We start from the raw sequence: 6398 nt of genomic DNA, 5'->3' as shown, positions 1-6398 counted from the left end.
TGCTTATGTTCCCCCATAATCCCCATCGGATACTGAACAGGCATCTCCCAGCCCGCAAAATCAACCAGCTTACCTCCCAACTCAACGTGCAGAGAATGGAGCGGCGTGCGCTTTACGTCCGTCATTGTTTTAACCTTTCGATCAGCGGGACTGGTCGCGAACGACCATGACGGTGCAATGCGCGTTGCGCACCACACGGGCCAGGTTCGGGCCAATCTCATAATTCGGGAAATCGCCCTTGGTCGAGGCCATGACGATCAGGTCAAAGCCGTCCTTATGGGCCAGCTTCAGGATTTCGCGGTAGACGCTGCCTTCTTCGATATGCACCGGCACGTCCGAGGCATTGCCGTGATCCAGAATGGCCTGAACCGCGCCCCGCACGTGGTCTTTGGCACCCGCGCCATAGTTGGCGGGCAGGTTCGGCAGCTGGATGATCTCGGGGATGACGGCCACCGCGTGCAGTTCGGCACCGTAGAATTTCGCCTGTTCCAACGCGACCGGCAGCGCAGTCTTCCACGAGCGGTCGTCAGTGTGATCGATTGGCAGCAGTATTTTCGTCGCCATCACGTCTCTCCTCGAGATAGGGAAATCTGTTTCAAAGGCGGGGGGCCGGGTTGGCCCCCCGTTTTTGCAAAGGCCGGGATTATTCGGCAGGCGTACCGCCGGGCTCTTCCGACTGGCCTCCGCTGGCAAAGAACTCTTTCGTCAGCTTGAAGACGATTGGGCTCAGCAGCGCCAGGGCGATCAGGTTCGGGATGGCCATCATGGCGTTCAGTGTGTCGGCCAGCAGCCAGATGAAGCCCAGATCCGCAGTTGCGCCGAAATAGATCATCACAATCCACAGGACGCGGTAGGGGATCAGCGATTTGACGCCCAGCAGGAACTCGACGCATTTTTCACCGTAGAAGGACCAGCCGAGGATGGTGGTGAAGGCGAAGATCGACAGAGCGATGGCGATCAGATACCCGCCGATACCCGGCAGCGACAGTTCAAAGGCGTGGCTGGTGAGCGCTGCACCGGATTCACCCGATGTCCAAGCACCAGACGAGATGATTGCCAGACCGGTGATCGAGCAGACGATGATGGTGTCGATGAACGTGCCCAGCATCGCGATCAGGCCCTGATTGACCGGACCTTTGGTCTCGGCTGCGGCATGTGCGATCGGGGCCGAGCCCAGACCGGCTTCGTTCGAGAACACACCACGCGCCACACCGAAACGGATCGCGGCCCAGACGGCAGCACCCGCGAAACCACCTTCGGCGGCGGACGGGGTGAAGGCGTAGGTGAAGACCAGCGACAGGGCGTTGCCAATGTTGCCAATGTTGATCAGCAGAACCAGCAGACCGGCGACGATGTAGGCGACCGCCATGAACGGAACCAGTTTACCGGCAACCGCACCGATGCGGGTGATGCCACCCAGGATCACGGCTGCGGTCAGAACCATCAGAACCACGCCGGTGACCGAGGTGTTCAGGCCGAAGTTCGATTCCAGAACCTGCGCCACACCGTTGGCCTGCACGCCGTTGCCGATACCGAAGGCTGCGATTGCGCCAAACAGGGCGAATGCAACGCCCAGCCAGGCCCATTTCGCGCCCAGACCGTTTTTGATGTAGTACATCGGGCCGCCGACATAGTTGCCCAGCTCGTCCTTCTCACGGTATTTCACCGCACAGACGGCTTCGGCATATTTGGTGGCCATGCCCACCAGGGCGGTCATCCACATCCAGAACAAGGCGCCCGGACCGCCCAGGAAGACAGCAGTGGCCACACCGGCAATGTTCCCCGTACCGATGGTTGCCGACAGCGAGGTCATCAGCGCGTTGAACGGGCTGATCTGCCCTTCGCCCTGACCCTCGCGGCCTTTGAACAGCAGGCTGAAGCCCGTGCCGATACGCAGGATCGGCATGAATTTCAGCCCCACCTGCAAGAAGAAGCCGACGCCAAGGATGAGGACCAGCATCAGCGGCCCCCACACGACGCCATTGATGGCCCCTACGATTGAATTTAACGCTTCCATGGTTTCTCCCTCCCGATAGCGTTGGTTTATGCCCCTTTGGCGAGAGCCCGCTGGCGGGCCAGCCTGAGGGCGGCAAAATCTTCGTCCGCGTGGAACGACGACCGGGTCAGCGGAGTGGCTGACACGTGCAAAAAGCCCTTGGACCGTGCGATCTGTTCCAGTTGGGCAAACTCCTCCGGTGACCAGAACCGGTCGATCGGGTGATGTTTCGGGGTCGGCTGCAGGTATTGGCCGACGGTCAGGAAATCGACCTGTGCCGCGCGCAGATCATCCATCACCTGCCGCACGTCGTTCAGGCTTTCACCCAAACCAACCATCAGGCCGGATTTGGTGAAAATCTCGGGATTGGCGCGCTTGGCATCGTCCAGCAAACGTAGCGACGCATAGTACCGCGCACCGGGCCGAACCGTCGGATACTGATGCGGCACGGTTTCCAGATTGTGGTTGAAAACATCCGGCGCCGCATCGAACACAACATCCGCCGCATCGTCCTTGCCCAGAAAATCGGGCGTCAGAACCTCGACCGTGGTGCCGGGGTTCTGGTGGCGTACGGCGCGGATGGTCTGGGCGATATGCTCGGCCCCGCCATCGTCCAGATCATCGCGATCTACCGAGGTGATCACCACATGGCGCAGGCCCAGCTTTTTCACCGCCGCCGCAACGCGCCCCGGCTCGAACGCATCCAGCGCGTCGGGGCGACCGGTGGCGACGTTGCAGAAGGAACAGCCACGGGTGCAGACCTCGCCCATGATCATCATGGTGGCGTGGCGTTTGGACCAGCATTCGCCGATATTGGGGCAGGCGGCCTCTTCACACACCGTTGCCAGATTGTGGTCACGCATCAGGCGGCGGGTTTCGTAATACTCAGGCCCCTCGATCTTTTTCCGGCGGATCCATTTTGGCTTGCGCGGAATGGCGCTGTCGGCTTTTTTGGCCTTTTCCGGGTGGCGGGGGCGAAGCTGGATGGTCATCTGGCGGCCCCCCTTACGCGTGAATCGCGCGGCCCATGGCATCAAGGCAGGCTTCCTTGACCGCCTCGCCCATGGCCGGATGTGCATGACAGGTGGAGGCGACCTCGGACACGGTTGCGCCTTTGGTCATGGCCAGAACCAGTTCGGCAATCAGATCGCCACCATGGGCACCGCAGATATGCGCACCCAGGAATTTGCCGTTCGGATCAGCCAGAACCTTGACCGCACCGTCGGTTTCCCCGGTCGAACGCGCGCGCGAGTTGGCCATGAAGGCGAACTTGCCAACCGAGTATTCGGTGCCCGCCTCTTTCAGCGCCTCTTCGGTCAAGCCGACCGAGGCGACCTCGGGGGCGGTGTAAACCACGCCCGGAACAGTGTTGTAATCAACGTGACCCGCTTGTCCGGCCAGCATCTCGACACAGGCCACACCATCCTCTTCGGCTTTGTGCGCCAGCATCGGACCGGGGATGCAATCGCCGATGGCATAGATGCCGGGAACTGATGTGCGGAAGGTGCCATCGACCTGAACAAACCCACGCGGGTCCAGCGCGACGCCCAGATCTTCCAGCCCAAGCCCGCGTGTGACGGGGCGGCGGCCAACGGCGATCAGAACCTTGTCGGCCTCGATCACCTCTTCCTTGTCCTTGCCGACCCGGCCCAGCGTCAGGGTCAATCCCCCATCGCTTTTGTCGATGGACTTCAGGGCCCGGCCAAGCTGAAACTTCAGCCCGCGTTTCGACAAGGCCCGCTGCGCCAGCTTGGCAATCTCGCCATCAATGCCCGGCAGAACGCGGTCGAGATATTCGACCACCGTGACCTTGGCCCCAAGCCGCGCCCAGACCTGACCCAGTTCCAACCCGATGACGCCCGCACCGACCACCACCAGATGATCGGGCACCGCGTCCAAAGCGATTGCGCCGGTCGAGCTGAGGATATCCTGTTCGTCAATCTCGATCCCCGGCAGGGGGGTCGGCTCGGACCCTGTTGCGATCAGGATGTTTTTCGCTTCATAGACCGTGTCACCGACCTTTACCTGCCCATCGGCAGGAATGCTGGCCCAGCCCTCGATCAGTTCAACGCCGTTTTTCTGGAACAGAAACGCGATGCCCTTGGTCAGATCGCCAACGATCTTTTCCTTGCGTCCCATCATTGCGCCCACGTCGATGCTGGCCCCCTCGACCGCAATGCCATGGGAGGAGAGATGTGCAATTTCGGCATATTTGGCCGAGGAGGTCAGCAACGCTTTGGAGGGGATGCACCCCACGTTCAGGCAGGTTCCGCCGAGGGCCCCGCGCCCTTCGACGCAGGCCACTTTCATGCCCAGCTGAGCCGCGCGAATGGCTGCAACATAGCCGCCCGGCCCGCCGCCGATGACAATCAGGTCGTAGATCATGTCTTGGTCTTTCAGTAGATCGGGTGGCTGGCGCAGATCGCGCGGACTTTCCGGCGGGTGGCTTGTTCAACCGCTTCGTCACCGTCGGGGGATTGTGCCAGCGCATCCAGCACGTCGCCGATCAGGTGGCCGATCTGCTTGAACTCTTCGGGGCCAAAGCCCCGGCTGCAGCCAGCTGCGGTGCCCAGTCGGATGCCGCTTGTCACGGTGGGTTTCTCGGGATCGCCCGGCACGCTGTTCTTGTTGCAAGTGAACCCAGCCCGTTCCAGCGCGGCTTCGGCGTCTTTGCCGGTCACGCCGATGGGCCGCAGATCGACTAGCATCAGGTGGTTTTCCGTCCCGCCGGAAACGATGTCACACCCGCGCGCCATCATCACATTGGCCAGGGCCGCTGCGCTGTCGATCACGCGCTGCATGTAGGTTTTGAACTCGGGCTGCAGCGCCTCTCCGAACGCGACGGCCTTGCCTGCGATGACATGCATCAGGGGGCCGCCCTGCAAACCGGGGAACACGGCCGAGTTGATCTTTTTCGCCAGCGCTTCGTCATTGGTCAGGATGATCCCGCCACGTGGACCGCGCAGGGTTTTATGGGTGGTCGAAGTCACCACATGGGCATGTCCGATGGGCGAGGGGTGCAGGCCCGTCGCAACCAAACCGGCAATATGGGCCATGTCGGCCAGCAGCCATGCGCCGACCTCATCGGCAATGGCGCGGAAACGGGCAAAATCGATCTTCTGAGAATAGGCCGATGCACCGGCGATGATCAGCTTGGGCTTTTCGGCCTTGGCCAGCGCCGCGACCTGATCGTAGTCAATCAGCCCCGCATCGGTCAGGCCGTACTGGACCGGGCGAAACCACTTGCCGGATTGCGCGGGCTTCGCACCGTGGGTCAGGTGGCCGCCTGCATCCAGCGACATGCCAAGGATCGTATCACCGGGGCTGAGCAGGGCCAGCTTGACCGCGCCATTGGCCTGCGCGCCGGAATGCGGCTGGACGTTTGCGTATTCACACCCGAACAGCTGCTTCAGCCGGTCGATGGCTTCCTGCTCGACCTCATCCACATATTCGCACCCGCCATAATAGCGGCGGCCCGGATAACCTTCGGCGTATTTGTTGGTCAGGACTGAGCCCTGCGCGTCGATCACAGCCTGGGAAACGATGTTCTCGGATGCGATCAATTCGATCTGTTCAGCCTGACGGGTGCCTTCGCGGGCAATCGATGTGGCGATAACGGGATCGGCTTCGTGCAGCGGTGTTTTGAACATTTTCTCCTCCTCGATAACCGAATCCTCGGTTCGAAACTTTGTTTCCTATAGTGGAAAAAGTTCCCCCAAGGCAACATCCTTCTCACTTTTGTGAAGTTGCGAGATGATCGGAGACTCGGTAACCTTCAATAAAATAGGGAGATTTTTATGGGCGAAGACCAACGGATTGAGGCGTCCACCCACGAGGAAGAGGGCGAAGGGGCCGCATTGGGGCGGTCAATTCGCGATGCGCGCCGCGAAAAAGGCTGGACTTTGGAAGAGGCCGGGCGCGCCGCGGGAATCGGTCGCTCGACCCTATCGAAGATCGAAAACAACCAGACCAAACCCAGTTTCGAGATCGTGCGCCGCCTGACTCAGGCACTGGACATGAACCCGCCACAACTGTTCGTGCAATCCGGTCAGTCCGGCCTCACGGGTCGTCGCGATTTCACACCCAAGGGCGCGGGCGAGATGCGCGAAACCGCAACCTACCTGCACGAGCTTTTGTGCTCGGAACTGACCAGCAAGCGCATGTTGCCCTATGTCGCCACGATCCGCGCGCGCGATATTTCTGAGTTCGACCAGTGGGTGCGCCATTCCGGGGAAGAGTTCATGTATGTCCTCAGCGGCGAGTTGATCTTTATCTCGGAACACTACCGCCCGCTGCCGATGAAGGCGGGGGATTCGCTTTATTATGACAGTGGGATGGGACACGGCTGTATTTCGACCAGCGAGGAAGATGCAAAGGTGCTTTGGGTCTCGCTGGAATAGGG

General features: G+C 61.0%; 6 protein-coding genes and 1 pseudogene. 1 reads left to right on the top strand and 6 read right to left on the bottom strand.

Going from position 1 to position 6398, the window contains the following annotated elements; translation table 11 throughout:
* The 6 genes and pseudogenes from gcvT to glyA all read right to left on the bottom strand — a co-directional run.
* Positions 1–125 (bottom strand): annotated as a pseudogene (gcvT, locus tag ACR0C9_RS21255) (glycine cleavage system aminomethyltransferase GcvT); the annotation flags it as partial.
* Between the two features lie 16 nt (positions 126–141).
* Positions 142–564 carry a universal stress protein gene (locus ACR0C9_RS21250; protein ID WP_170456616.1) on the bottom strand — a complete coding sequence of 141 codons (423 nt, stop codon included), beginning with the start codon at positions 562–564 and terminating at the stop codon, positions 142–144.
* Between the two features lie 79 nt (positions 565–643).
* Positions 644–2017 carry an alanine/glycine:cation symporter family protein gene (locus ACR0C9_RS21245; RefSeq protein ID WP_170456618.1) on the bottom strand — a complete coding sequence of 458 codons (1374 nt, stop codon included), beginning with the start codon at positions 2015–2017 and terminating at the stop codon, positions 644–646.
* 26 nt (positions 2018–2043) lie between these two features.
* Positions 2044–2988, bottom strand: a complete 945-nt coding sequence (gene lipA, locus ACR0C9_RS21240) for a lipoyl synthase (RefSeq protein ID WP_480781982.1) — start codon at positions 2986–2988, stop codon at positions 2044–2046.
* A gap of 13 nt (positions 2989–3001) precedes the next feature.
* Positions 3002–4381, bottom strand: a complete 1380-nt coding sequence (gene lpdA / locus ACR0C9_RS21235; protein ID WP_480781981.1) for a dihydrolipoyl dehydrogenase — start codon at positions 4379–4381, stop codon at positions 3002–3004.
* A gap of 11 nt (positions 4382–4392) precedes the next feature.
* Positions 4393–5646, bottom strand: a complete 1254-nt coding sequence (glyA, locus tag ACR0C9_RS21230) for a serine hydroxymethyltransferase (RefSeq protein ID WP_170456624.1) — start codon at positions 5644–5646, stop codon at positions 4393–4395.
* A 147-nt stretch (positions 5647–5793) separates the two neighbouring features.
* Between glyA and ACR0C9_RS21225 the strand changes: the two genes are divergently transcribed.
* A complete protein-coding gene (locus ACR0C9_RS21225) occupies positions 5794–6396 on the top strand; it encodes an XRE family transcriptional regulator (RefSeq protein ID WP_170456626.1) in 603 nt (200 codons plus the stop codon).
* Positions 6397–6398 lie beyond the last annotated feature (2 nt).

The sequence above is a fragment of the Ruegeria sp. C12 genome (assembly GCF_056537745.1).
The sequence above is the reverse complement of the archived record's forward strand: the minus strand, read 5'-3'. Positions and strand labels throughout refer to the sequence as shown.

Coding starts and splice junctions, on each gene's coding strand:
- ACR0C9_RS21245 (WP_170456618.1), bottom strand. CDS start 2,017: ATGGAAGCGTTAAATTCAATCGTAGGGGCCATCAATGGCGTCGTGTGG.
- lpdA (WP_480781981.1), bottom strand. CDS start 4,381: ATGATCTACGACCTGATTGTCATCGGCGGCGGGCCGGGCGGCTATGTT.
- ACR0C9_RS21225 (WP_170456626.1), top strand. CDS start 5,794: ATGGGCGAAGACCAACGGATTGAGGCGTCCACCCACGAGGAAGAGGGC.
- ACR0C9_RS21250 (WP_170456616.1), bottom strand. CDS start 564: ATGGCGACGAAAATACTGCTGCCAATCGATCACACTGACGACCGCTCG.
- glyA (WP_170456624.1), bottom strand. CDS start 5,646: ATGTTCAAAACACCGCTGCACGAAGCCGATCCCGTTATCGCCACATCG.
- lipA (WP_480781982.1), bottom strand. CDS start 2,988: ATGACCATCCAGCTTCGCCCCCGCCACCCGGAAAAGGCCAAAAAAGCC.